The sequence below is a fragment of the Streptomyces sp. NPDC048269 genome, assembly GCF_040652395.1.
In the GTDB taxonomy this organism is placed as follows: Bacteria; Actinomycetota; Actinomycetes; order Streptomycetales; family Streptomycetaceae; genus Streptomyces.
In genome coordinates, this window is the sequence record NZ_JBEZLW010000053.1 from 21430 (window position 1) to 44916 (window position 23487).

Here is a 23487-nt window from a genome sequence, read left to right on the forward strand (position 1 = left end):
CCTACCTGTAAGTGGGCGGTTCGTGAGTCTTTGAGTGGATCTTCTGTCGCCTGATGGTGTGGCGGCGGGGCGGAATCTGCCGGTCCGGGGTTGCTGGTCTGGTGATGTGTCCGGGTGAGTGAACGCAAGCCGTACCCGAGTGACTTATCGGACGAGCAGTGGTCGTTGATCGAGCCGGTGATCACCGCGTGGAAGGACCGGCACCGCTCGGTCAGCGGCCATCAGGGCGCCTACGACATGCGGGAGATCGTGAACGCGATCCTCTACCAGGGGCGGACCGGCTGCCAGTGGGCCTATCTCCCGCGCGACCTGCCGCAGAAGAGCGCGACCTACTACTACTTCGCCGCCTGGCGGGACGACGGAACCGACCAGGTCATCCATGAACTCCTGCGCTGCCAGGTCCGTGAACGCGCCCGGCGATTAGAGGACCCGACCCTGGTGGTCCTGGACACCCAGAGTGTCCATGTGGCCGCCGGGGTCCCCGCCGCCACGAGCGGCCACGATCCGGCCAAGCGGGTGCCCGGCCGCAAGCGGGGCCTTGCCGTGGACGTCCTCGGCCTGGTCATCGCAGTCGTCGTCCTCGCCGCGAACACCCACGACAACGCCGCGGGCATCATCCTGCTGGACCAGGTCGCCGAGCACGCCGGCGGAACCGTCCGCAAAGCCCTGGTCGACCAGGGCTTCAAGAACCGGGTCGTCGTGCACGGCGCTGGCCTGGGCATCGACGTCGAGATCGTCCAACGCAACCCGCAGGTCAAGGGGTTCGTGCCGCAGCCGAAGCGGTGGAGGGTCGAGCAGACCTACGGGGTCCTGATACTGCACCGGCGCCTGGTCCGCGACTACGAGCACCACCCCTCCTCCTCCGCCTCCCGCGTCTACTGGGCGATGACCCACGTCATGACCCGACGCCTCACCGGCGCGAACGCCCCCACCTGGCGCGAGGCGCAGGCGGTGGCAGCGTGAACATCCAACCCCTGCTCGACGCCCTGGACCTGCAGGAAGCCGCCGCCCCGGGCCCTGGCCGACGACCTCCGCGCACAGATCGACGGCCTGCAGACCCGGTTGCGGAAGGCCGAGACCCACCTGGAGCACCTCGCGATCACCCGCAAGACCGTCACCGGCCTCGCCGACCGGCTCCCGGCCGTCGCGCCGGACCTGCCCGAGCACCCGGACTACCCCCGCATCCTCGCCGCTTTCAACCACGCGACCGGCCCGCTGCGGGCCAAGGATGTCTGCGAAGCCCTCGGCCACGAACTGCTGCCGAAGAACGTCGAAGGCATCCGCGCCAAGCTGAAACGCCTGGTCAAACTCGGCATCCTCACCGAGGCCGACACCGGCAGCTTCGCCAGGAAGCAATAGCCGACAAAATCTCCACCACCGACCTTGCCCCAACCTCAGCCGGAAACGGACATCACCTTAAGAACCGCCCACTAAGCCACCTCGCCCAACAAACCCACGCCGGAGAGATCACGGCCCCAGAAGCCATAGAAGCTCTGCGTGCGCTCCACCGCCTGAGCCTGATCGACCACACCCCCAGCAGCCCACACCGCAGTGTCCGCGTCCACCAGCTCCTACAACGCGCCATCCGTGACCCTCTCTCCAATGACCAGCGCAACCAACTTGCACGTACCGTCGCCGATGCCCTGATGGCCGCGTGGCCCGAGATCGAACGCGACACTGCCCTTGCCCAGGCTCTGCGCGCCAACTTCGAAATCCTGACCCTCCACGCCAAAGACGCCCTGTACCAGCCCGATGCCCATGTAGTGCTCAGCCATGCTGGTACAAGTCTCGGCAAGGCTGGCCAGGCCACGGCTGCCTGCCAGTACTTCCAGCAGCTGGCCAACGACACCCAGCACCATCTGGGGCCCGACCACCCCCACACCCTCATCGCCCGGGGTAACGTTGCTTGCTGGCGGGGGCGTGCAGGGGACGCGGCCGGAGCAGCAGCCGCTCTTGAGCAGGTGCTGGCGGACCTAGAGCGGATACTGGGGCCCGACCACCGCAGCACCCTCACCGCCCGGCATAACCTCGCTAGCTTCACGGGAAAGACGGGGGACGTGGCCGGTGCTGTCACCGTCTTTGAGCAGGTGCTGGCGGACCTAGAGCGGGTACTGGGGCCCGACCACCCCGACACCCTCACCGCCCGGAACAACCTCGCCCACTGGCGGGGGGAGGCGGGCGATGCGGCTGGCGCTGTCACCGCCTTTGAGCAGGTGCTGGCGGATAGGGAGCGGGTACTGGGGCCCGACCACCCCGGCACCCTCAACACCCGGAACAACCTCGCGGGCTTCAGGTGGGAGGCGGGCGATGTGGCTGGCGCCGTCGCCGCCTTTGAGCAGCTGTTGGCGGACCAGGAGCGGGTGCTGGGGCCCGACCACCCCGACACCCTCAACACAAGGCTCTTCCTGGCTCTTCCTCGCTAGCTTCAGGCGGCAGGGATAAGGAGCGGGTACTGGGGCCAGCCCCGACCACCCAAACACCCTCGCCACCCGGAACGAGCTAGCTCGCTGGCGGGGAAAGACTGGGGATGCGCCCGTTCATTAACCGCCCATTAAGGATTCGGCTGCTCGCTGGCTTGGCCCGATCTGCAAGTACGTGCCTTGGCTGGAAGGAGGTCGTCTTGCTTTGCCGAGGCGGCTGCCGAGTCCGAAGTGTACGCATCCCCCTGAAGGGTCCGCGAACGAATGCCAGATGCGTTCGCGATCTCCGAGGTCTCCAAAGCTCCCGATGGGTTCACCACCCTGTCCAGCACGAGCTTGACAGCAGCGTCCAGGAGCGCGGCCTCAGCCTGATCCGCCGCCAGTCGGGCCTGCTCGGCGCTTGCCCGTAGCTCCCTCAGCCGTTCCAGTTCACGGGCCTGCTTCTCCCGCGCTTCCGGGCTTACACCTGGGCGCATCATGTTCTCCCCACCACCGCGATCCGGGCTCGTCATCAAACCCTGGTCCCATTCGCGTGCGGGTGGGGCCAGAACGTCCAGAAAAGTGGGTGTGCGCGGCACGCGTGGACCAGGTGCTCGCGGACGGGGCCGGCCAGCTCGGCGTAGAGGTCGACGCGGTCTTGGGCCTGGAGGGCCTGGGCGTACACGGTGAGCATGCCGGTGCGGGCCTCGGGCCGGTCCAGGACGGGGGACAGCTCGGTCCGGATGCGAGCGGCCGTCTCGGGGGTCAGCAGGGCGTACACGTACAGGGTGGCGGCGTCGTAGCCGTACGGGGCGAGGCCCCATCCTTCCCAGTCCAGGATGTGCGGGCCGCGGGTGACGTTGCCGTAGTGGAGGTCACCGTGGGCGGTGCTCCAGGTGACGTCGTCGACCTGGTGGCCGGTGAACTGGGGGATGACGCGGCGCAGGTACTCCTCGCGTACGGCCTCGCGGTCCGTCGGCGGCGGGACGTCGTCGAGGGCGTCCAGGGCGGCGACCATCTCCTTCCACCACGTCTCGGGCAGGCCGGGGTCCTCGTCGAGGACGGGGCGCGGGGAGACGATCGGGTCGGGTGCGAAGGCGTACAGCTCAGCCCGGTAGGCGTAGCCCTCGGTGGTCCAGTCCCGGATGCGGAACAGGTCGGGGCGCGGCACCGACGCGGGGAGGGCGCGGGAGGTGGAGGGGCCGTTCCACAGCGTGCCGCCCTCGGTGCTGACCTCGGCGCAGACCACGCGGAGCCAGTGCGGGCCGGCGGCCGACGACAGGGTCCGGCCCCGGTACCCCCACACCCGGCGGCCGGTGGCGCGCCCGCGAATCCCACCAAGCACTCCATGCACTCCTCCCGGACACCGACCAGCCGCTCACCATCCCCGCGGCCCGGCACCTGAGCAGGCGCAGCTGGAGGCCGCGGTCTTTCTCGCCTGCTGCAAGATCGGCAGCCTCTCCGAGTACCCCCTGGGCGTCGTCCAGGTGTCCTTGGGGGTAGCCGGCCCTCCGCTACCGCCGCGAAAGCAGCGGCATCAGCCTCCACCGCCCCGGCATGCCGACCCGCATCCTGCTCACCGGCTTCAACCCGGGCTGGTGGGAGTGGATCGCCGACCGGCTCACCACCGACTACGGCCTGCTCCAGCCCGAACCGGATTGCCCGTCTCCTCGGTCAGCCGGTCAGCGGCGTGTCTCAGGCCGGACAGTGACCGGCGAGCCGGCGGCGGGCGGCCTACTGTCGTCCTGCTGCTGCCTTTCCCCGGCAGGGCGAGCGAGCGGCCGACCTCGTGGGTTCGGCCTGCCGCCAGCCGGAGCAGTGCGTTCCTGCGAAGCGGCCCACTATGGCGGCTACGGCTGACGGGTCACTGGCTCGGCAAGGAGGCCGGCATCGAGGAAGGACGGCGTCCGGGGCACTGGCCGACGGAGTTCTGACCCCAGGACGTGCTGCAGAGTCCGGAGGCAAGGCACATCACAAATGAGTCACCGTGGCGAGATTATGCCCCAGTTGCCCGTTTCCAGGAATGAAATGCCTGGTCAGAGCGCTACGTTGCTCCTCTCGTACCTAGATCATCGGGTACTCGCAGAAAGACCGAGGACGTATGGCTACTCGCTTCTCCGCGGCAAGACGCCGCGGAAGAGGGCCCTGGGGGACCACCCACTGGATAGCGGGCGGAGCGGCACTCATCGTGACCGCAACCCTCATCCAGAGCTCGCACCCGGCAGACGCCGCTGCATCAACGGCCGCCGCGGCCAAGCCCGGCGCCGTGACCGAAGAACTCAACCTCGCGCGCGCCCGGGTGGCCGCGCGGACGGCGGGCCACCGCGTGGAGGCGGTCTCGGAACGGTCCGAGACCTCCACCACGTGGGTGAACCCGAACGGCACGCTCACCACCGAAGTGGCCGCCGGACCGATCCGCTTCTACGACCAGCAGGCACGCGGCTGGCGCGCCGTCGACGTGACCCTGGGCCACAGCCCGGACGGGTCCGTGGCGTCCAAGGCCCACCCACAGGGCCTGAAGCTGGCCGCCGGCACCCTTCCGCAGATGGCCAAGGCCGCGCCGCAGGCAGCGCCGTCGGTCAACTACATCAGCACCGACCTCGTCACCCTGGGCGAGGGCGACCAGCAGATCACTCTCAAGTGGAAGGGCGCCCTACCGTCCCCGAAGCTGGACGGTGCACGCGCCGAGTACACAAACGCCGTCCCCGGCGGTGACGTCGTCATCGAGGCCACGCGCGGCGGCTTCGAGCAGTTCGTCGAGCTGAAGCAGCGGCCGACCGGCGAGAACTACTCCTACACCCTGCCCCTGGTGGCCAAGGGCCTGAAAGTGGAGCAGCAGGCCGACGGCAGCGTGCAGTTCACCGACCGTAAGAGCAAGAAGACCGCGGTCATGCCGGCACCGGTGATGTGGGACTCCACGGTCGATCCGGTCTCCGGTGAGCACACCCGCAAGGTGCCCGTGGCGATGAAGGTTGTCCAGAGCACGGGCACGGTCGACCTGGTCGTCACCCCGGACGCGAAGTTCCTGGCGGACCCGGCCACCAAGTACCCGGTGACCGTGGACCCCTCCACCTCCGCGCTGGGCAACGTCTTCGACACCTACGTCCAGCAGGGCGAGACCGTCGACTGGTCGAACGACACCGAGCTCGACCTCGGAAACCCCGGTACGAAGAACGCGAACGGTACCTTCCGCACCGCGCGGTCCTTCATCACGTGGAACACCGCGCCGATCGCGGACGCGCTCGTCTCCGACGCCAAGCTGTCCCTGTGGAACTTCCACTCGGGCAACACCGACTGCGTCGCGCAGCCGTGGGAGGTGTGGGACTCGGGCACCCCGAGCACCGCGTCGCGCTGGACGAGCCAGCCCGCCATGGGCACCAAGTACGCCACCTCCACCGAGACCCGCGGCAACCCCGGCTGCGGCTCGGCACCGGACGGCTGGATCAACGCCGACGTGACCACCCTCGTGCAGACCTGGGCGTCCGCGAAGGCGCCGCTGTCCAGCATGGGCCTGCGCGCGACGTCGGAGTCGATCGTGGGGCAGTGGAAGCGCGTCAACTCCGCGAACGCCACCTCCAACCCGCCGAAGCTGACGGTGACCTACAACTACCGTCCGCAGACCGGCACCAAGCAGGAGGCCGGCCCTCCGTTCGTCCAGGACAAGACCCCCGCTTGGCGCGTGGACACGACGACGCCCACCCTGCGCGACACGTTCGCGGACAAGGACGGCGACACGGTCAACGGCACCTTCCAGATCTTCGACGCCGCCACCAACACCCAGGTCGGCAACACCCTGGTATCGCCGTTCGTCCCGGCCGGCACCCCGGCGTCGGTCGTTGTACCGGCGGGCGTGCTTCAGCACGGCCGCACGTACCGCTTCCGCACCTCGCCCTACGACGGCACCCACTACAGCAACAGCTGGTCGCCCTGGTCCAACTGGACCACCTTCACCGTCAGCCCGCTGCCCGATGCTCCGCAGGACATTCAGGCGGGCGCGCAGCAGACGCTGACGCCCATCCTGTCCGCGGTCGTCACGACCTCGGCGCAGACCCGTGTGAGCGCCGAGTTCTCGCTGAAGGACGCGGCCGGGAATCTCGTCCCCAATCTCCCGCTGCCTCCCGTATGGGTGGAGAGCGGCAGTCGGGCCTCCCTGCAAATCCCCGAGGGCAAGCTCGCGGACGGTGCGAGCTACCGCTGGTCGGTACGGGCCTGTGACAGCGTCGGCTGCTCACCCTGGTCGGCCGAGCAGAGCCTGACTGTCCGCCTCCAGCCGCTGCCGTCGATGCCGGCCACGCAGTCCCTGGCTCTCACCGGCACCGCACTCGCGGGCACGTCCGCCCCGACCGACTGTGACACGCCCGGCTGCGCCACGCCGCCGAACGGGCAGCTCCGGATCGGTACCGCGGACGGACACCTGTGGGCGACGCACCTGAAGGCGGACCTCTCCGCGCTCCCGCCGGGAGCCCGGGTCACTTCCGCCAAGCTGTCACTGTCCAGGGCCGACTGCACCACCCAGTGCGTGGCGCAGAAGCCGAGCGCGTACGAGCTCTCCACTGCCTGGACCGCGGCACAGAGCGGCAAGGACCTCCTGACGGCCGCGGGCAACGACAGCTACGTCTCCGACCTCGCGCTGTCCGAGGTCGACTTCGGCATGCTGGTGCAGTCCTGGCTCGACCGCGGCGGGAACGAGGGACTGGCCCTCACCGTCCCCGGCACGGCGGCCGGAGCGTCGTACCACTCGGGTGCGGCGGCGGACCCCGCCCTGCGTCCAAAGCTGACAGTCGAGTACCTGCCGCCGACCGCTCCCGGCGCTGTCAGCGACATCGTCACCACCCCGGGTGACACCGGCCTGCTCGCCACCTGGAACGCCCCGCTCGACGGTGGGACGACCGGTGACGTCACGTACGTGGCGAAGGCAGAGAAGAGCGACGGTACGGTGGTGGGCACCTGGGAGGGCACGGCGCTGCGCGCGGTCTTCGGCGGGCTGGACAACGTGACCTCCTACCGGGTTTCGGTGACAGCGAAGAATGCCGTCGGTAGCGGCCCGGTGTCCCGATCCGCACTGGCGCAGGGTGCCTCCGTGGCCGGTGGCACCACGCCGTACAAGGACTATGTCCAGGCCTACTTGAGCGCCCGGAACAAGGTCATGACGGGGGTCAGCGCCACCACGGCCGAGGCGGCGGCCGAGTCTCCGCATGGTGCAGTCTTCGGTGCGGTCCTCGACGTGCAGGAGGCCTCGCTTATTGGGGAGCTCGTGGCGCTGGGAACGCAAAGCCAGGCATACGTGGGTGCCTCTTCGGCTCTGACGGACACCATGGTTGCCGATGGTGGGGCCGCCCGCGTGCTGGTACGAGCCACTGTCATCCAGACGATGACCCTGCGGGTCAACGGCGTCGACGAGGTGTCGGAGGAGCGGCGGGCCAAGCGGTTCGTGTTCAACGTCTCGGGCGGGGCGGTGAAGCTCGAGAGCGAATCCGACGACAGCGAGGCGGGGCAGAAACTGTCTCCCACGGCTGCGGCGGGAACCCAGGTGGCCGCTACACCGGCCGACACCACGGGCGTGCCGACCGATGGCGCAGAGACCATTCTCCTGGGCGGGGACGGGTTCCCCGTGTCGGACCCCGTGGCGGCAGGTGCCCTCTCGGCTTCCTACGTCAACGGGTCGGGAACCGCGAGCTGGGCCTGGAACAACGCCGGCCGCATCCCGAGGGAGTACGGTCGCAACGACTGCACGAACTTCGTGTCCAAGGCCCTCTACAACGGTGGCGGCATGAAGATGCGCCATTGGGCGTACTGGCAGGACCGTGCCTGGTGGCGGAACACCTCCTGGACGTCGTGGAAGAAGAACAGCCACACCTGGTCAGGGGCGCAAAATCTGTTCACGCACATGTTGAACTACCGCCAGCCCGGCTACGTCAACCGTGCGTACAATCTTCAGCCCGGGGACATCCTGTTCTTCAGCTGGAAGAAAGACAACGGTGTGTACAATCACGCGGCGGTCGTGACCGGTAACAATCAGGGCGTCATCAGTGTTGCCCAGCACGGCTACAGCGCCCATGACACCCTCCAGGGGATCATGGCCCGCCACAGGACTGGTCCCAATCCGATCGTCGAGGTCGGCGCGCTTCGGCCGAGGTCTCGATGAGGCCAGGACCGGCCTTGCGGGCTGTGGCAGTTTCCGTGCTGGCCGTCGGCATGCTGACCGCCTGCTCCTCGGCCTACGATGCCCAAGACGTGGCGTACGCCGGTGACTACGGCAGCCACCCGCCGCTCGCCGTGGTCGGATACCCGTCCACGGGATCCCTGGGCATCACCCAGCAGGTGGTGTGGCGCATCGCCGACGGCAAGGTGGGCGAGCTGGCGTCGCTCGCCGACAAGGACGGCAAGGGCGCTCCCGAGAAGACTGCCGAGAACTGGATCACGGCATTCGGCAAGGGAGCCCGCGGCAAGGTGACCGCGGAGTTCTACGACGAGGGCTCGCTCCGGCAGGAGGTCGTGCTCTATCTGCACGAGACCGGCCAGATCAAACAGATCCAGGTCCGGGCCACCAGCGTAAAAGGCAAGGACATCTGGCGTGTGACCATGGACGAACCCTCCCCTGAGGAGGCCACCGCCGTGCACCCGTGGGTGCCGAAGAAGCCCGGCGAACTCGGTTCGAAGACCGTACGGTGAGCTGATCCGAACAAGTCCGGGCAAGGGGCGTCGCCTGCGTGGGAAACCGCGTGGGCGGCGCCCCTTCGCGGTACCGCAGCTGCACGTTATCTTCGCCGCTGCACGCCCAGCGGCTTGGCCACCAGAGTCCGGTCACTCCGAACGAGGAAGTGACGTGCGGTGCGGCTTATGCTCGCCTGCAGGGGGTTCGGGTCGGCGATCGGGATGTAGCCGAACATGTCGGCGAACGAGACCGGTTCGTCATTGAGTTCCGGTAATGCGAGTCCGGCCTCATCGACCAGGTCCCGCGCGTACCGGGCGGATTCCGCGGCCCAGGCATGAACGGCAGCAGTGTCGACCACGCCGCCCGCTCCGGCGACCCGGGCGTTCAAATGGTCTTCCTGCGAGACAAGCCAGTCCGCAAGGATGATCAGCCCCGTCACCACCGTGATCACCCCGGCAGGCATACGCTCCCGCACGATCGGCAGTGGCGGAGCCCCCGTAACGGCGGCCAGCACCCGGGCCATCGCCTCCCGCTGCTCCACCCACCCGCCAGTCCCCAGACCGGGATACGCGGCCACGGGGTCCGCAACCACGGACGGGTGGCTGGGCTCCGCGTACCGGCCGTGATGACCACCCGCGATCAGCCCGCCCACCACGGCGGCAACCCGGTCACGCTGCCCGTCCAACGCCCACCCCAGCCCGTTCAGCAGGGACGGCACCAGCAACTGAGATGACGCCTCGTGCCGGCCCAAAACAGCAGCATCCACCGCACCCGGCGTGGGGAACCCGACCTGCACCAGAGCGGCGACCAGATCAGCAGGCTGCCCCTGCCAACCGGGCACCGCCTTGCCAATGTCATGCAGCCCCGCCCAGAACGCCACCACCCTGCGCGCCACATCCGCCTCCACTCCCAGCGCACGCGCGATCAGCCGGCGCTGCGCCCGAGACAGGTACGTGTCCCACAGCAGGTCGGCCATCACAGCGGTGTCCACCAGGTGGCATAGCAGCGGGTAGTGCGACCCGGCTGGCAGGTCCTTCGACTTGCCCCATATCCGGCACTCAAAGGCATCGTTAGACATGGCACCCCTTGTGCGTATGCGGTTGGGAGCGTAACTGCTGCCACTGACAAGCCCGGTCCGCTCTGATCGGCGGTTGGCGAGATCGCTGTTGGCTGTGGGTGCATGGGTCGCAGATACGGCGCCGGATGCAAGATCTTTTCCGCGCTGATCCCTTCTCGGAACAGAAGTCCGCACCGGCTGCCCAATCACCTGCTGCGGACGCACTCTGTTCGGTGGCTACTACGGAGCTCCGTGCCCTGGCCGCTCGTTGCCCCCACTCCACCCTGAGGTCGGCGAGCTGCGCTGGGTCGAAGCGGTCGCGGCGGCCTTTGTCTATCCCCTGAACTCCGGAATCTCCGTAGTTCGTTCAGTCAACGGGGCATCCGCTGTCCGCTGCTCACGCGCAACCCGAAGATCCTGCCCCGCCTGGACGAACTGGAGGAGGACCTCACTTGCACGTCGTGAACGAGCCATCGCGGAGGATTGACGGGGTGAGATCGATGGCATCGACCTCACCCTCAGCTTCCTGTGGAGCGAGCGACAGCAGGCCCAATGCTTGAGCGGGCCTGTGTCACTGGGGGCTTCCGACCGTTCCTTCTAAAGGCGACTGATACCGCGAAGTACCGCACCACCGGCAAGACCGGCCGCACCACGGCTGTCGACGGGCTGCGCGTGGCCCCCTCGATCCCGCTGCGGTCCGCGATCGCGCCGATTACCACCGCCCACATGCCCTCGTGCAGAACCGCGCTGCGCACGGCGACGGTCCGCGCCGCGACGGAAACGGACGCTGTTCGGGGCCGCCTGGGCACCTCGGCCTCCGGGACGAGTGATCGGACCGCGATCGCCACGGCGCTGTCCGGCTGCGTACCGTCCGCACGCAGCCAGAGATCCACGAACATCTCGGCTACTCCGGCCGGATCGGCCGGGGTGCGGGCCGTGTCCCTGGCGCGCGGGGCGATGGTGGTCCGCTGCACGGTGAGGGTGACGGCCAGTGCGAGGGGGCCGGCCTTGAGTGCGGTCCAGATCCCGGCTCGGACCATAAGCGGCCCACGGGAGGTGGTCCGGCCGACGGGCACGGTCTGCGGACGCTCTGCGCGCAGCCGCCGCGACCGCGTTGGCACGGCTGGACGGCCGACGGTATGGCGGCGGGGTGGGTGAGGGGTGGTTTCCATGACGGCGCTTTCCGTGGGAAGGGAGATTGCTCTGCCCCACGAAACGGTGCGCCCCTCACCGAACCACACACCCACCGGTCTTTGGCCGAGGCCGACGACCTGCCCTCGGAGCTTGTCCGGTCGCCACAGAGCCGCCACGCCGGGTCAGGGGGCTCTGGCGGTTGTACCGCTTTGACGGGTCGGCAGTCGTCGCTGGGGTGATCATCTGCATGCCGTCGGCTCCGGGAGGTCAGGGTGGGCCATCGCGTTGCCGTGTCGGCGACAGAAGGCTGGTGGTCACGTAGTGGCCGTCGTGGCGGTGATCCAGTTGGTGATCCTGGCCAGCACGGTCTTGGTGTCGGACAGCAGCTCGGCGTGGTCTATGCGGATGGTCCGGGAAGGTGGGGCGGTGTCGTCGATGGCTTGGGCGAACAGGGACCAGGCGTCCTCTTCGGTGAGGTTGGCTCCGTTGCTACGGAACCGGAAGTGGTTGCGGCGCATGGAGTCTGCGGTCGCTGAGCGGTCGCGCTGGATGTTCAGGTACAGGGCACGGCGTCCGGTGATCTCCTCGATCTGCGGGATGCGCAGCGAGTTGAACGGCGACTTGGTCAGGAAGTCGCTTCGGCTGAACTGCTGGCGGTGCGCGTGAATGCTGGAGGACAGGAGCGCGGCGTCGTGGATGCTGGCCTGGGCGAGGTCGTAGGTGTGGCCGCCGAGGTGCCGGTAGGCGGGGATGGCCCGGCCGTAGAGATCTTCGGATTCGTAGGGCATGACCAGGCCGGGGACCAGGCGAGTCTTCTTGTTGTCCACGGTGAGGACCGAGGTGTCCAGGGTTTCGAAGGATGTCCGGCTGGGGTGCCTCAGGTTCCGGACGGGCCACGCCCAGCAGGACGCGGTGGTGAAGTAGGCGTAGCGGCCGGTGTAGGCAAGGCAGTTGAACAAGTGGCTGGTGCCCGATCGCGGGGCCCCGACGATGAACACGGTTGCAGCCGTGTCCCCCTGAGGGCGGGGGCTCGGGGCGTAGGGGGTCCGGGCATCCAGCTCTTGCTGCATGTGGATGCCTTCGGCTGCCGCTATGCGTGGGTCGTAGGGCAGGAGCGATCCTCCGGAGCGGATCTGATGCAGGGACGCCGTGATGTAGGCCATCGTCTCGCGGGCCGGCATGTGCCCGCTGGCGTACTTCTCCTCCGCGGCCTCGGCGATGACGTAGTGGCGGGGGTCGTCGCTGAACCGGTAGACGCGGGTCCGGTACAGGGCGATGGCTGAACCGTCGGGGGTTGGAGAGGCCAGCTGATCTGCCAGGGTAGGGATCGTCATGGGGTCCTCTCGTCGGGGCGCAGCGTGTGCCAGCTGTGGGCGTAGGCGTTTCGCCCCAGGTAGGGGCTGGTTAGGACGTGGTGGATCTCGGCCCACTGGGTGAGACGGGCGGACGTGCAGGGGTGCGGTACGGACCGGTTATAGGCGCTCAGGGCATCGGCAACGAGCGGGGCAGGCAACTTCCCGTGGGTCATGGCGGTGGTCGCGATCAGCTTGGCGAGGTCGTAGCCGAACGGCGCCAGGGTCAGGTCGTCGAAGTCGACGGCGGTCACGGACGTGGCGGTGACCATGAAGTTCCTGGGGTTGGAGTCTTTGTAGTAGGAGGCGGGTTCGTCGGAGGCGGAGCCGATCAGCTCGGCTGCCTGCCCCGCGGTCAGCGTGGCGCCCGGCACCCTTCCTTCGTTGAGCAGGCGCTGCACACGGTCGACCCTTCCTTCAGTGAACGCGGCCAGGCGGGTTCCGTCCGGTAGCAGGAGGGTGCGGTCGAGCCGGGCCCGTTGGAGTTCGGTTCGGTACGCGTGGGCATGGGCGGCCCCCAGCACCCTTGCGATGGCGGGGAGGTCGCTGGGTGCGGCATGCCTGCCGGGCAGGTGCTGGAAGGCCAGCACCTGCCCGTGGCGTCCTGTCAGCGCAGGTACGGGCAGCCCAGTCCGCTGGAGCCATGAATGGTGGGCGGCTGCGGTCCGGGCCGCCTCGGTGCTCTGATAGCGCTTGGTGAAGTTCACGCCGTGCGCCCGGAGGGTTTGGTGCCGACCAGGTAGCTGACCACGGACGCTGTCTCCACGGGCCCGTCGGGGACCGTGGCCTTCAGCCGGCTGGCGAGAGCATCCTTGTTCCCGGAGAGGCCGGCGGGGAGCGCGTACTTCGGCGAGGTGGCCAGGTAGGCGGCGGCGTGATCGAGGTCGGGGAATCGGAACCTGTGGACTTCGTGCTCGATGTGCACGAGGTCGAGGACGCCCTCGGCGGTGGCGCGCAGGTTTCCGCTGTGGAACGCGGCGTACAGGCTGATTCTGTTGGTGGCCTTCGGGTCGAGCCCAGCCTTCTCCATGAGGCGGTCGAGTGAGGCGTAGCTGTCGGCGGACTTCGTGGCGAGAATCGCCCGCCCTCCGGGTTCGAGGCAGCGGGCGATCTCTTGAACGGCCTGGCGCGGGATGGGCGAGTGGTACAGGCAGAACGCGGCTACCGCCACGGCGGCCTGGCCGGAGGCCAGCGGAAGGCGGTGGAAGTCTGCGCGGAGGGTGCGGGCCGACAGGCCGTGCAGGCTCAGCCGGTCGCGGGCGGCGGTCAGCAGCGAGGCGGAGGCGTCGATCGCGCAGATCCGCGCATCCGACAGGGCCCGCGTCAGCGCCAGTGTCGAGGCACCGCGGCCGCATCCGATGTCGAGGACGAGCCCACTGCCGGGGTTGGCGTCCACCGCGTACCGGGCGATGACCTGCGGGGCCGGGTGTCCGCTGATCTTTGCGGATAGCAGCGAACCGGTGCGGTCGGCCAGCCGCTGCTGATCTTGGTAGAGAGTTCCTTCGAGGAGGTTCTGGTCGAGGAACGGCGGGGTGTCAGCCACGGCCCGCCTCCCCCGGCCGGATGGTGCGGGCTACGCGGGCTGTGAGGTCTTCAGCTCGGCCAGCAGACTGCGGGCCTGCCGCCTGCTCGTGACGCGGCGCACGGTGGCGCCCTGGGCGTGCTCCGCGATCAGTTCCCTCACCCGGGGCGCCATGGTCTTGCGGTACCCCCACACGTACTTGATGAAGTTCCACGTGATCCGGTCGTACACGCCCGTGGCGTCGTCCTGCCCGCCGCCGTGCCGGATCCGCCTCTGCGTGATACCCCACAGGCACACGACAGGATTGATGTCCAGGAAGACCACCACATCGGCTGCACGGAGACGGATCGGGAGCGTGCCGGCGTAGTTCCCCTCGATGACCCAGGACGGCGCCTGAACCAGCTCCTCCTGAATCGCGGAGAACTTCTCCTTGTCCAAAGTGTTCCACTCGCTGTCGTAGTACACCGCGTCCAGGTGCGTCACCGGGGCACGGAAGTGGTCTCCGAGCTGCTTGGACAGGTACGTCTTGCCGCTGCCTCCGCAGCCGATCAGGGCGATTCGCATGGGATGAGACGCTACCGATTCGAGCTGGTGTGGCGGGTGGGGTTTCCATTCTCCCCCCTCTCTAAGGTGTAGAACACTCGGTCGATGACGTAGAGCTGCCGGGAGAGCCGGAACAGGTCCAGCCTGCGGATACACCGCTCCAGCAGCCGGGCCCGGTCGGCATCCGACATGCCCGACAGGGTGCGCGTGATATCGGACACCTGATCGCCGTCGCAGGCGTGGAGATCATCCGGGACCACCAGGATTGCCGACCGGTAGTGCGCAGGGGTGATCGGCGCGCACCCGGCCAGCACTGCTTCGAAGATCCTCTGCGTGTACTGGCCGCTAGAGGCGTACCGATCCGGCGCCAGCATCACCGTCGCGTGCGCCGCCTGGTGCAGTGAGATGCCCGTGCGGAACGGCACCCTGCCTATGAAGTTCACGTGCGGCCACCGGTCGATGTCCGGCCACTTCCCCGCCACCACGTGCCGGTGGTGACGGGCCGGGCGCGCGAAGAACTCGCCGAAGGCGTTGTCACGGCCGTACTGGTTTCCGACGTACACCAGCGGCCAGCGCCTCGGCCGACGCGCCAGCGAGTACGGATCGGCCTGGTCGAGGGCGGTGTCGGACACGGGGAACAGCAGGCTCGTCGCCCCGGACCTGGGGTGGAGTGCCGCCTCACACACGTGGATGTTCGACAGTCCGCGCAGCGGGTCGTCCACCGCCAGGTGCTGATCCTTGTCCCACAGCAGCGTGGGCAGGCCCAGGCGGCGGCTGTAGTGGTCGACAAGCTCCTCCTGGCGGTGCAGGTCGCAGGTGTGCCCCGGGGTCCCGCATGGAGTGTCGTTGCGGCCAGGGATGGGCCACCGCCACTCCAGGAACAGCGCGTCGATCTCGGGCAGCTCCATGTCCCACTCGTGTGCACCGAAAGCGGAACCTCCGGCCTCGGCGGTGTCGCGGTCTGCCTGAAGGAACACGATCCGATGGCCGCCCGCGATGAGGCCGTTGACGAGGGTGTGTCGGTGGCTTCGCCCGCCATCGGGGGTGTCGGTGACCCCGTCGCCGAGAAATCCCCAGAAGCTGTAGCCGATCTTCACTGCTCGACCACCCACCAGTCCTCCATCAGCAGGGCGTCGATGCCCGATTCGGCGAGGCAGTCCAGCGCGTGGTCGGGGGTGCCGCAGATCGGCTTTCCCTTGATGTTCAGGCTGGTGTTGATCAGGACTGGTACGCCGGTGATCTCCTGGAAGTCACGGAGGACCTCGTCGAGGAACGGATTCTGCTCAGGGGAGAGGATCTGTACGCGGGCGAGACCGTTGGAGTGGACGATCGTGGGGATCTCTTTGCGGGCGAGGTCGGTGACCCCGCTGGCGAACGACATGAACGGGGCCGCCTGCCCGAGGGTGAAGTAATCGCCTGCGCTGCTCTCCCGCACGACGGGCGCGAAGGGACGGAATGGCTCGCGGAACTTCACCTTGGCGTTCAGTCGGTGCACCACGTCGGGGCGCAGCGGCGAGGCCAGGATCGACCGGTTGCCCAGGGCGCGGGGCCCGGCTTCGAGCGGGCCACGGAACAAGCCGACGATCTGGCCTTCGGCCAGGCGCACAGCCAGGTGCTGGGCAGCGCCGGCCGGGCGGTGGGCGTGCATCCCGGGACGCGGGTTCGGGGGGAGTATCAGGCCCTTGTACGAGGGGCCGAGGTAGCACCATCCTGCTATGCCGCCGACGGGAGCCGGGGTGCGGGACTGGGCGATGTGGAGGGCGGCTCCTGCGGCGGTGCCGGAGTCGCCAGGGGCGGGAGGTACGAACACCTCGCGGTATCCGGCGCGCTCGGTGATCTTCCCGGTGCTGACGCAGTTCAGTGCGACCCCGCCGCCCAGACACAGGGTCTTTTCTCCGGTGCGGTGCCGGGCCTGCACCGCAAGATGGATCATGACCTGCTCGGTGCGCTCCTGGAGTGCGGCGGCCAGGTCGCAGTGCACCTGCGTGAGAGGTTCGCCGGCCTGGCGGGGCGGGCACGTCGCGGCGACGAACGCAGGAGACAGGCGCGGGTACCGGCTGGAGATCACCCGCAGGGGGAACAGGGCGGGGTCCAGGGCGAACGCATCGCCGGTCATCGGGATGGCCTGGGCGAACAGGTCCCGGAAGCGGTCCGGGTCTCCCAAGGCGGCGAGCGCCATCACGGTGCCTTCCTCGTCGCCGCGCCGCCAGCCCAGGTGCTGGGTGACGGCGCCGTACGCGTAGCCGAGAGAAGCCGGATCGGGCAGGGACCATCGATCGGTTAAGACGATGCCCTGCCCGGTGCGGCGGGCCGTGCAGATTGAGGTGGTCGTGGTCTCACCGAGACTGTCGACGACCAGTACGGCGGCGCTGTCGAATGGGGAAGCGGCGAACGCGTACAAGCTGTGAGCACGGTGGTGTTCCACTCCGTGGAGTCGGGCCTGGGGAAAGTGCTCCCCGAACTTGCGCAGACGCTCGGACGCACGGCGGTGTACGACGCCGAAGCTGCGGGCCCGGGGCCAGGCCCGTGCGGCGGTAGCCGCCCGCAGGTGCCGCAACGGCAAGGCTCCCGCCAGATAGCGGAGCGGGGCGAAGTTGTACGCCACGTCCGTGACGTCGGCGTCGTTCAGGCCGGCGGAGCGCAGGAGCCAGTCGATGGACAGCCGCGGGAAGTCCTTCGTGTGCTTTGTGCCATTGAGGCGTTCTTCCTCGACGAGTCCGACCAAGCGGTCCTCGACGATGAGGGCTGCCGATGAGTCATGCGTGCCCGAGCACAGCCCCAGTACCACCGGTCCCATCACGCTGCTCCCTTGCTCAGCTTTGCGTACCAGCCCACGAGTCCTTCGGTGAGGACCCCTTCGGTGCCTTCGACCATGCGGCGTGCGTCGGTACGGTCGCCGCCCTTCCACACGCGGTAGCTGCGCATCACATGGGCGAACTCTCCCCACGGGCCGTGCGGGGTCTGGCCGTCGGTGATGCGTTCCAGCATCGGATCGAAGTCCTCCCACGGCACGGTCAGCGGGTCCATGAACCGGCTGGGCTGCGGGGCATCGGGCAGCGTGCGGGCCGCGACCGTGTCGCCGTGGTACAGATGCAGGGAGTCCACGTGGTGGTGGTAGTCGCCGAGTTCGGCCCCGATCCAATGGGCCATCAGCTCGTGCAGGACCGTGGCGGTGAACACGTCGTAGCAGAACCCTAGCCACAGGTCCTGGCTGCGCATCGTGGTGTGCATCTCCAGACGGCCATCGCGCAGGTAGAAGCGATATCCGAGCGTGCAGGGCACGTCGCTGTGGTGGGGGACGTCGCGGTCCGGGTCGTACAGCTGGATCAGCGCCCGGCGGGAATCGGGGTCGGCCAGCAGAGTGCGTCGCACGTGGTCGAGCTGGTCGTGTCCGGGACGCCATGCCCGCAGGCGCGGCCCGTAGGCGCCACGCAGGGTGCCTCCATCGGAGTACTCGGCCATGCGCTGGTTGTAGGTGTAGATCCACTCCCCGTCCGAGCCGGACAGAATCCAGGTGGCTTCGGCCGCGGCGAACGCCGCGTTCAGGACTCGTACCGGAGGCAGACTGATCAGGCGACGACGCGGGTTGGTGAGTGTCAGGTGCGCGCCGATTACTTCGGTGGTGGCCATGCCGCGCGGCTTGACCTGACGTCCCTGCGCCAGGACTTGCGCGCAGGCTGCGGTGAACAGCTCGTTCGCGGAGCCGGCCGTTACGTGGATCATGCGATGCTCCCGATGGCAGGGGCTTTGTGCGTGTCGAGGGTCCACTGCCACTGGCGGCCGATGCCGTCCGCCAGGCCGATGCAGGGGCTGTAGCCGAGAACTTCCCGGGCCAGGCTGGAATCGGCTTCGGTGGCTTCCGGATCACCGCAGCGGGCGGTGTCGGCAAAGATGGGGACGGGTTTGCCGGTGACCTCCTCGACGATGTCGAGGACTGTCCGCATCGTGACGCTGGCGGGACCGGCGATGTTCACTGCCTGCCCGGCCTGCTGCGTCAGTGCGGACTGCACGATCGCCTCGATCACGTCGTCCACGAAGGTGAAGTTCCGGCGCTGCCGCCCGTCGCCGTACAGGCGCATCGGCTTCCCGGTGTGGACGGCGTTCAGCATCCGGTGGATCGCCATGTCCGGGCGCTGGCGCGGCCCGTAGACAGTGAAGAAGCGCAGCGCCACGGTGCTGGTCGAACCTGCGCCCCTGGCGGCGTAGGCCAGTGCGAGCTGTTCCGCAGCCAGCTTCGACACCCCGTACGGGGACATCGGACGGACCTGACCGTCTTCCTTGGACGGTAAGGCGGCGGTTCCGTACACGCTGGAGGAAGAGGCAAGAACGAGTCGGGGAACGCCGGCACGCTCGCATTCCTGCACCAGGTGGTGCGTCGCGGCGATGTTGTCGTGCATGTAGCCGGTGAAGTTCGCGTCCCACGAAGAACGGACCCCCGTGGCAGCTGCGAGGTGAAAGACGACCCCGACGTCAAGGAAGCCCCGCAGGCTGGGTTCGGCGATGTCCGCGTGCAGGAAGTGGAATAGCGGATTACCGACCGCATCCATGAGGTTCAGGCGCGCGATGGGGTCGCTTGTCGGTGACCGTCGGTCAACACCGATCACCCTCCAGCCCTTAGACAGGAGATGGTCTACGAGATGCGAACCGATGAATCCGGACGCACCTGTCACCAGAGCCTTCTTGCCGCCTTCGCGATACGACTGGTGGTCTGTGCCGAGCACGTGATGTCCTCCACAAGTGGCCTGCGCGTGGCCCTGCGCCTGGATCGGCGCAGGAGTTGGCGATCTTCTCCGCATGGTTGGCGGAAAGTCGTGGGTTAGGCGTTGCCGATGTCGGCGGCCTGGCCGCCGGTCAGCTTGAGCAGTTCGTTGAACGTCGTGCGGAACACCGCGTGGTGCAGGCCGGCTCCGGCCTATACCTCGGTGCAGGAGTCGAGGTGCGTGTCGACGAGGGTCCGGATCGGGAAGGAGTCCCAATGGGTGCACCACCGCCGATTTCCTGGCAGGTGACCTCCAGGACGAACTCGGGCGTGGCACGGCAGATCCTGGCGCGGCCGACGTCCAGCAGATTGGCGACCTTGCGGGCGTCGACGCGGTGGGCGCCGCTGGTGAGGACCAGCATCGGGCTGTCGTTGACCGAGAAGATCAGGCTGTTGGCGATGGCGCCGACCGCGCAGCCGAGCTGCTGCACGGTGGCCGCCGCCGCCGTGAGGGCCCGCTCGGGGAGCCCGGTGATGCTGCCGCTGTGACCGTGCCGGATGAGCGTGTCGCGGACCAGTTGGATTCGAGTGTTCACGGTGCTCTCCTCCGCGCCGATGGCGAAGCGAGCAGTATGCCTTCGTGGCCAGGGGTCAGCGGCGGCTTTTCGGCCGTGCGTTGCGGGCGTGGTGTGGGCTGCCGGACCGGTGCCCGGGGAAGGACAGGCCCGGTCCGGCAGCGGTGCGCGGCGGGGTGTCAGGGGAAGCCGGTGCCGCACCGGCAGGCGCGCGTCTCTGGGCCGCGTACGGGCTGGGCGGTCCGGGGGCAGCGGCCGTGGCGATGGCCCCCGGACGGGCGGGCTGCACTTCGACCGGAGACAGGTCCGGGACCGTGGCGGCCGGGCTGGCGGACAGCGGGGCCGCATCCGCGTTACCGGTCGTAAGTATCAGTGCCACCAGCCCAAGGCCGACGGCGTTCGCCCCGGTCAGCAGCGTACCGAAGACGGTGTTCCCGTCCGGCAGTGGGTGACGGCGGCCACGGCCGACGCTGGTGATCGCGGTAAGGGCGGTGGGGCCGCCTAACTCTCCCCATCCATCGCCGTTCACTCGGCGGTCCCGGCGGCGAGGTCGGCCCACACCCGCTTACCCGTGATGACGATCTTGCTGCCCCAGTCCTGCGCGAGCGCGTCCACCATCACGAGCCCGCGGCCGGACTCGGCGATCGAGTCGCCAGGCTCGGTAGCCGGCACGGGAGGCTTCCGGCTGTTGTCGGTGACCGTGATCCGCACCGAGTCGTCCCCGATGCGGGTGACGGACATCCCGATCTGCCGGGTCCGGGTGTGCCGTATGGCGTTGGCGACCAGCTCGGTGGCGACCGCCTGCGCGTCGTACAGTACGGGCCCGTCCAGACCCCAGGTGGTTAGGTACAGGGCGACGTCGGACCGGACGCGGGCCAGCACCTCGGGGCGGCTGGTGTAGCGGCCGGAGTACCGCTGCGGCCCGATGGGCGCCGACTCGACCATCAGGCTGACCATGCCGATCACTGTCCCTCCCGCTCGATGGTCGGGGTGGAGAGGAAGTCGAGGTAGAGGTCGTAGGTGTCGGGGCCCCAGTCGGCGGTGCTGCCGTGGTGGTCGCGGACGAACGCGTGGGCGGGGTGGTCACTGCCACGCTCGTACGGGGCGGGGGTGGTGCTTTGGCTCATGGTGGCCTCGGCGGGTTCGGGAGTGGTTGGTGGGCGCAGCTCGGTGTTCCCGACGGGGCGAGGGCACCAGGCCGCGTTGCCGGGCCTTGCTTGGAACCCGGCCACTGACGGATAACGTGACGCAGCGTCAAAGAGTGATCATGAACTGACGCACAGTCATGTGAGCGCTCTGGAAGAATGCACCTCTGCAACCCAGGTGCGCAAGTGCGTCACCTTGATTGGCAAATCTCGCACCTATGTTCCCGTGACGGTTGACACCTGGCGGGGGCAGAATGCAACCCGCAAGGGTCAACTACGCACCTACTGAGGGCGCATCGTCACCCCGAAAGGCAGGATGCAGGCATGCCGAACCAGAGGGCGAAGCCCACGCTCCGCAGGCGCCGACTCGGCGCGCTCCTTCAGGATTGCCGGGACAAGGCCGGACTGACCGGGGCAGCAGCCGCCGCACTCATGGGCTGGGACGACACCAAGCTGTCCAAGATCGAGAACGCCCGAGCGCACATCGCACCCAAGGAAGTGAACGAACTCCTGGGCCACTACGGGGTTACCGACCAGGCCCTGATCGCCGGATGCGCAGCACTGTCGAAGGACGCGGGCAAGCAGGGCTGGTGGGCGACATACGGCGACGTCGCCGCCAAGGAGTACCAGGATCTGCTCAGCCTGGAGACTGACGCGGAAGGCGTACGCTTCTACTCGCCCAGTCTCGTGCCTGGCCTACTCCAGACCCCCGCATACGCGCGGGCCATCATCTCCGCCACGGCTGTGACCCGCACCGCCGAAGAAATCGAGGCGCTGGCCGCAATCCGCCTCGCACGGCAGTCGGTCCTCACCCGGATCGGAAACCCCCTGAGGTTGCGTGTGGTGATAAGCGAAGCTGTCCTGCACCAGCGCTTCGTCGACACCAAGGGCGTCATGCTCGGGCAGATGGAGCGGCTGCTCGACGCTTCCGAGAACCCAAACTACGACATCCAGATCATGCCGCTGAACGCGACCCCGCACGCCGGCCTCGTGGGGATGTTCTACATCGTCGGGTTCCAACACCCGTGGCCCACGGTCGTCAGCGTGGAGAGCATCCGCGGCAGCAGCTTCATCGAGGGCACCGATGAGGTGGCCGTATTCGAGACCGCCTTCGAGCGCGTCACCGCCACAGCCCTTCCCGTCGATCAGTCGAGGGAAGTTATCAAGAAGATGATCGCCAAGGAGAAGAACCAGTGACCGAAGCCCGCACGGCCCTGCACGCTGCTTCACTCGACGGGGCTTCCTGGAGGAAGTCTTCCTACTCGGGCGGGGAAGGCGAGTGCGTTGAGATCGCCGACCTGCCGGGCGGCCTGGCCGTCCGCGACTCGAAGGACCCCAACGGTCCGGCCCTTCGTTTCCACGCCAGCGAGTGGACACACTTCTGCCAGTTCGCTGCTGGGAAGAGGTAGGCGGGCCACCGTCCTCCCCGCCCATAACGGGGAGGCGGGTAGCCCGCCTTCAACACTCTGTCAGTCCCCCCGAACGGACATCCATAACCATAGGCCCGCACCCTGCTCAGGGTGCGGGCCGCACGGCTTAAAGCCTTCGATCACCTCGGACTCTGCCTGACGCCGAGCCGACTCCGCTGCCGGGGACGGAGAGGAGTCCGGCCTTGCGTGCCTGCGCGCTCCAGCGCCCGGCGGTCGCGGACGACTACTTGCTCCATCGTCGGGCATCTCCTCGCGGCCGGGCAGGTTCTGGCGGACGGCTTGCCAGCAGGAGTCGGCGACGGCGGCCAGGTGCTCCAGGGTGCCGCCGTACAAACGTGTCCGCGGGTCCAGCCCGGCGGCCGGGACGCGATCCACGAGGCCGGTCGCGGCGGCGCGCAGCAGGGTGTCGATCGACAGGCGGCGCAGGGCGGTCGCGGTCAGGTGCTCGCCTGCCGGGGCGGTCACGACAAAGGAGGACGTGCCGATCTCGAAGGTCCAGCCGGGCCGGTCGCGTTCCGCGCCGTCGATGTCGACCGGCTTGCCGCCGGCCGTGAGGTCATCCATCGGCAGGTCCTCCTTGAGCGGGGGCGTGGTTGGTTCGGCGGCCCTGTCGTCGGGGTGGGGCGACGCCGCTGTGTCGTCCTGGTGCCGCTGGAGTGCGAGCCGTCCGGCAGCTTCGATTGCGCGCTGCTCGGCGCTTGGCCCGCAGGCCGGCACTGCGGCGGGATCTGCAGCCTTCCCCCGTGCGCACGGCCGTAGAGGACGCCGGTCGTGTTGTTCGGGTCGAGAGGAAGCCTGGTCATGTGTGTTGTTGGGTGTAGGCCGCCAGTTCTGGGTGTTGGCGTGTGAGTTGTTGCCGCAGTCGGCGTGTTTGCTCGGCTTTGAAGTTCCCCCGCATACGTGGACACTCGTTTCTTACGCTGCGAGGGTGTGGTCTTGTTCGTGCCGCTGCCGTGTCTCGAGTGGGGTGAGATAG

General features: G+C 68.4%; 21 protein-coding genes and 2 pseudogenes. 9 read left to right on the plus strand and 14 right to left on the minus strand.

Annotated features, from left to right (window positions below; translation table 11 throughout):
- The first annotated feature begins 114 nt into the window (after positions 1 to 114).
- The 4 genes and pseudogenes from AB0D48_RS32700 (at position 115) to AB0D48_RS32715 (ending at position 2423) form a co-directional block, all read left to right on the plus strand.
- Positions 115 to 963, plus strand: a complete 849-nt coding sequence (locus AB0D48_RS32700; RefSeq protein ID WP_362405276.1) for an IS5 family transposase — start codon at positions 115 to 117, stop codon at positions 961 to 963.
- Positions 964 to 1062: 99 nt separating this feature from the next.
- Positions 1063 to 1359, plus strand: coding sequence for a hypothetical protein (locus AB0D48_RS32705; protein WP_362405279.1), 297 nt, complete (start codon positions 1063 to 1065; stop codon positions 1357 to 1359).
- 404 nt (positions 1360 to 1763) lie between these two features.
- A pseudogene (locus AB0D48_RS32710) lies at positions 1764 to 1946 on the plus strand (hypothetical protein); the annotation flags it as partial.
- A 15-nt stretch (positions 1947 to 1961) separates the two neighbouring features.
- Positions 1962 to 2423: a tetratricopeptide repeat protein gene (locus tag AB0D48_RS32715; RefSeq protein WP_362405340.1), complete on the plus strand. Its 462-nt coding sequence runs from the start codon at positions 1962 to 1964 to the stop codon at positions 2421 to 2423.
- A gap of 508 nt (positions 2424 to 2931) precedes the next feature.
- Here AB0D48_RS32715 and AB0D48_RS32720 read toward each other — a convergent pair.
- Positions 2932 to 3744 carry a hypothetical protein gene (locus AB0D48_RS32720; RefSeq protein WP_362405282.1) on the minus strand — a complete coding sequence of 271 codons (813 nt, stop codon included), beginning with the start codon at positions 3742 to 3744 and terminating at the stop codon, positions 2932 to 2934.
- Between the two features lie 756 nt (positions 3745 to 4500).
- Between AB0D48_RS32720 and AB0D48_RS32725 the strand changes: the two are divergent.
- The 3 genes and pseudogenes from AB0D48_RS32725 to AB0D48_RS32735 form a co-directional block, all read left to right on the plus strand.
- Positions 4501 to 6360: pseudogene (locus AB0D48_RS32725) on the plus strand (DNRLRE domain-containing protein); the annotation flags it as partial.
- A gap of 321 nt (positions 6361 to 6681) precedes the next feature.
- Positions 6682 to 8544 (plus strand): amidase domain-containing protein, encoded by a 1863-nt coding sequence (locus tag AB0D48_RS32730; RefSeq protein ID WP_362405342.1) that lies wholly within the window; start codon positions 6682 to 6684, stop codon positions 8542 to 8544.
- A 23-nt stretch (positions 8545 to 8567) separates the two neighbouring features.
- Positions 8568 to 9071: a hypothetical protein gene (locus AB0D48_RS32735; RefSeq protein ID WP_362405285.1), complete on the plus strand. Its 504-nt coding sequence runs from the start codon at positions 8568 to 8570 to the stop codon at positions 9069 to 9071.
- Between the two features lie 86 nt (positions 9072 to 9157).
- On the opposite strand, the gene AB0D48_RS32740 is transcribed toward AB0D48_RS32735, so the two are convergent.
- The 12 genes from AB0D48_RS32740 to AB0D48_RS32795 form a co-directional block, all read right to left on the minus strand.
- Positions 9158 to 10132, minus strand: coding sequence for a CRISPR-associated endonuclease Cas3'' (locus tag AB0D48_RS32740; RefSeq protein WP_362405288.1), 975 nt, complete (start codon positions 10130 to 10132; stop codon positions 9158 to 9160).
- Between the two features lie 1427 nt (positions 10133 to 11559).
- Positions 11560 to 12579 carry a sulfotransferase gene (locus AB0D48_RS32745; protein ID WP_362405291.1) on the minus strand — a complete coding sequence of 340 codons (1020 nt, stop codon included), beginning with the start codon at positions 12577 to 12579 and terminating at the stop codon, positions 11560 to 11562.
- Positions 12576 to 13304 carry a phosphotransferase gene (locus AB0D48_RS32750; RefSeq protein WP_362405294.1) on the minus strand — a complete coding sequence of 243 codons (729 nt, stop codon included), beginning with the start codon at positions 13302 to 13304 and terminating at the stop codon, positions 12576 to 12578. Before AB0D48_RS32750 ends, AB0D48_RS32745 begins: the two co-directional genes overlap by 4 nt.
- The gene (locus AB0D48_RS32755) at positions 13301 to 14140 is read right to left on the minus strand and encodes a class I SAM-dependent methyltransferase (RefSeq protein WP_362405297.1); all 840 of its coding nucleotides are present in this window, start codon (positions 14138 to 14140) and stop codon (positions 13301 to 13303) included. The genes AB0D48_RS32750 and AB0D48_RS32755 overlap by 4 nt, the downstream gene beginning before the upstream one ends.
- Before the next feature lie 30 nt (positions 14141 to 14170).
- Positions 14171 to 14683 (minus strand): topology modulation protein, encoded by a 513-nt coding sequence (locus tag AB0D48_RS32760; RefSeq protein WP_362405300.1) that lies wholly within the window; start codon positions 14681 to 14683, stop codon positions 14171 to 14173.
- An 11-nt stretch (positions 14684 to 14694) separates the two neighbouring features.
- Positions 14695 to 15774, minus strand: coding sequence for a hypothetical protein (locus AB0D48_RS32765; protein ID WP_362405303.1), 1080 nt, complete (start codon positions 15772 to 15774; stop codon positions 14695 to 14697).
- The gene (locus AB0D48_RS32770; protein ID WP_362405306.1) at positions 15756 to 17459 is read right to left on the minus strand and encodes a carbamoyltransferase C-terminal domain-containing protein; all 1704 of its coding nucleotides are present in this window, start codon (positions 17457 to 17459) and stop codon (positions 15756 to 15758) included. Before AB0D48_RS32770 ends, AB0D48_RS32765 begins: the two co-directional genes overlap by 19 nt.
- The gene (locus AB0D48_RS32775; RefSeq protein WP_362405310.1) at positions 17459 to 18385 is read right to left on the minus strand and encodes a thymidylate synthase; all 927 of its coding nucleotides are present in this window, start codon (positions 18383 to 18385) and stop codon (positions 17459 to 17461) included. The genes AB0D48_RS32770 and AB0D48_RS32775 overlap by 1 nt, the downstream gene beginning before the upstream one ends.
- On the minus strand, positions 18382 to 19383 hold the full coding sequence (locus tag AB0D48_RS32780) for an NAD-dependent epimerase/dehydratase family protein (protein ID WP_362405313.1): 1002 nt from the start codon (positions 19381 to 19383) through the stop codon (positions 18382 to 18384). Before AB0D48_RS32780 ends, AB0D48_RS32775 begins: the two co-directional genes overlap by 4 nt.
- Before the next feature lie 130 nt (positions 19384 to 19513).
- Positions 19514 to 19957 carry a YbaK/EbsC family protein gene (locus AB0D48_RS32785; RefSeq protein ID WP_362405316.1) on the minus strand — a complete coding sequence of 148 codons (444 nt, stop codon included), beginning with the start codon at positions 19955 to 19957 and terminating at the stop codon, positions 19514 to 19516.
- 504 nt (positions 19958 to 20461) lie between these two features.
- On the minus strand, positions 20462 to 20893 hold the full coding sequence (locus AB0D48_RS32790; protein WP_362405319.1) for an ATP-binding protein: 432 nt from the start codon (positions 20891 to 20893) through the stop codon (positions 20462 to 20464).
- Between the two features lie 5 nt (positions 20894 to 20898).
- Entirely contained in the window at positions 20899 to 21063 is a 165-nt protein-coding gene (locus AB0D48_RS32795; protein WP_362405322.1) for a hypothetical protein, read from the minus strand.
- Positions 21064 to 21405: 342 nt separating this feature from the next.
- On the opposite strand from AB0D48_RS32795, the gene AB0D48_RS32800 reads away from it, so the two are divergent.
- Both AB0D48_RS32800 and AB0D48_RS32805 read left to right on the plus strand, forming a co-directional pair.
- Positions 21406 to 22278 (plus strand): DUF5753 domain-containing protein, encoded by an 873-nt coding sequence (locus tag AB0D48_RS32800; protein WP_362405325.1) that lies wholly within the window; start codon positions 21406 to 21408, stop codon positions 22276 to 22278.
- A 17-nt stretch (positions 22279 to 22295) separates the two neighbouring features.
- On the plus strand, positions 22296 to 22490 hold the full coding sequence (locus AB0D48_RS32805) for a DUF397 domain-containing protein (RefSeq protein WP_362405345.1): 195 nt from the start codon (positions 22296 to 22298) through the stop codon (positions 22488 to 22490).
- 60 nt (positions 22491 to 22550) lie between these two features.
- On the opposite strand, the gene AB0D48_RS32810 is transcribed toward AB0D48_RS32805, so the two are convergent.
- Positions 22551 to 23075: a hypothetical protein gene (locus tag AB0D48_RS32810; RefSeq protein ID WP_362405327.1), complete on the minus strand. Its 525-nt coding sequence runs from the start codon at positions 23073 to 23075 to the stop codon at positions 22551 to 22553.
- Between the last annotated feature and the right edge of the window lie 412 nt (positions 23076 to 23487).